The 1,995-nt window shown below is 66.3% G+C and carries 2 protein-coding genes; both read left to right on the top strand.

The features are described 5' to 3' along the window. Positions 1 to 1,225 (top strand): aldehyde dehydrogenase family protein (locus PGX04_RS05985; RefSeq protein ID WP_273737672.1); only part of this gene is annotated, 1,225 nt, incomplete at its 5' end. A 242-nt stretch (positions 1,226 to 1,467) separates the two neighbouring features. Then, on the top strand, positions 1,468 to 1,995 hold a 528-nt coding region (locus tag PGX04_RS05990), incomplete at its 3' end, for an alcohol dehydrogenase catalytic domain-containing protein (protein ID WP_273737673.1).

The raw sequence follows: 1,995 nt of genomic DNA on the forward strand, positions 1-1,995 counted from the left end.
GACGGAGATCGCGAAACTCGACAGCCTCGAGGCGGGGAAGCCGAACCTCCACGCGCTGTTCGTCGACTGCGAGGTGCTGATCGAGCAGTTCCGCCACTTCGCGGCGCTCGCGCGGTCGACCGATGAGGGCCGGATCGTGCCGACGGGCGACGAGAAACACGTCTTCACGCGCCGCGAACCGTACGGCGTCGTCGGCGCGATTTCCGCGTGGAACTTCCCCGCGATGTTCGTCGCGTGGAAGCTCGGCCCGGCGCTGGCGACCGGCAACACGGTCGTTCTCAAACCGTCTGAGCGAGCCACGCTCTCGTCGCTCGAGGTCGCGCGGGTCTGCGATCGCGTCCTCCCGCCGGGAACGGTCAACGTCGTCACCGGCCTCGGCGAGGACGTCGGCGCGGCGATGACCGCTCACGACGACATCGACAAACTGAGCCTGACCGGCTCGCACGCGTCGGGCGTCGCGACCCTCGAGAGCGCCGCGCAGACGATCACGCCGACGTCGCTCGAACTCGGCGGGAAGAGTCCGAACATCGTCTTTCCCGACGCCGACCTCGAGCAGGCGATCCTGGGGACGATCGTGAGTATCTTCTTCAACTCGGGACAGCAGTGTACTGCGGGTTCACGGCTGTACCTGCACAGGGAGATCCGCGAGGAGTTCCTGGACCTGCTCGAGAGCGCCATCGACAACCTCGGCGTCGGCGACCCCCTCGCGCCGACGACCGACGTCGGGCCGATGATCGATCACACCCACCAGTCGTCGGTTCGCGAGTTCGTGGACGATGCCGTCGCCGACGGCGCGACGCTGTGTGCCGGCGGCGAGAACGACGCGGTCGGCGACGACCTCGAGGGTGCCCCGTTCGTCCAGCCGACGGTACTCACCGACGTGGGCGACGACGACCCCGTCGGCTGCGAGGAAGTGTTCGGTCCCGTGCTCTCCGTCTTCGAGTGGAGCGACCGCGACGACGTCCTTCGGCGAGCCAACGACACGTCGTACGGGCTCGCCGCGGGCGTCTGGACGGAGGATCTCTCCACGGCCCACGAGTTCGCGGCCGAACTCGAGGCCGGGACGGTCTGGATCAACACGTACAACGACCTCTTCGATCCGGCACCCCACGGCGGCTACAAGGAGAGCGGCACGGGCCGAGAACTCGCCGAGGAGGCGCTCGACGACTACTCGCAGGTGAAGACGGTCAAAGTGAACCTCGGCGGCGTTCCGAAGATGGGGTGATCGACTGGGTTCGTCGGAATCCGGTTTGAGCGGAACCGATTTCAGCGGAATTGGTTTCAGCGGAACTGGTTTCGGCTGGACTCGATCTCAGCGGGACCCGGTTTCGGCGGTAGTCGATCTCGGCCGAAACCCGCTCCGGATCGCACCGAAACGGCGGTCGGACTCCCTCTCAGCGACAGCAATCGCAGAATATATAATTATTAATCATTATGTTTATGTCGGAGGCCGTCGTTCGAGTAGCCGTGAAAGCAGTAGTCTTCCAGGGCGCGAACGAACCCCTCGAGGTACAGGAGGTTGACCGACCGGAGTGCGAGGAAAACGGCGTCGTCGTCGAAACCGAAGCCTGCGGCATCTGTCGGAGCGACTGGCACGCCTGGCAGGGCGACTGGGACTGGATCGGACTGATGCCCACGCCGGGGCTGATCTTCGGACACGAGCCCGTCGGTCGGGTCGTCGAGGTCGGCGACGGCGTCGAGCGCTTCGGCGAGGGCGACCTCGTCACGAACCCGTTCAACCTGAGCGACGGGACCTGTCCGCACTGCCGGGAGGGGCGGGCGAACATCTGCGAGAAATCGGTGCCGATGGGCTTCGTCCCCTTCCAGCAGGGCGCGTTCGCCGAGGAGTACCCCGTCCGGAACGCCGATCAGAACCTCGTAACGGTCCCCGAATCGGTCGATCCCGCCGAGGTCGCGGGGCTGGGCTGCCGGTTCGCGACCGCGTTCCACGGAATCGTCCACCGCGTGGACGTCACCCCCGGTGACTGGGTCGCG

The sequence above is a fragment of the Natrinema soli genome (assembly GCF_028618695.1).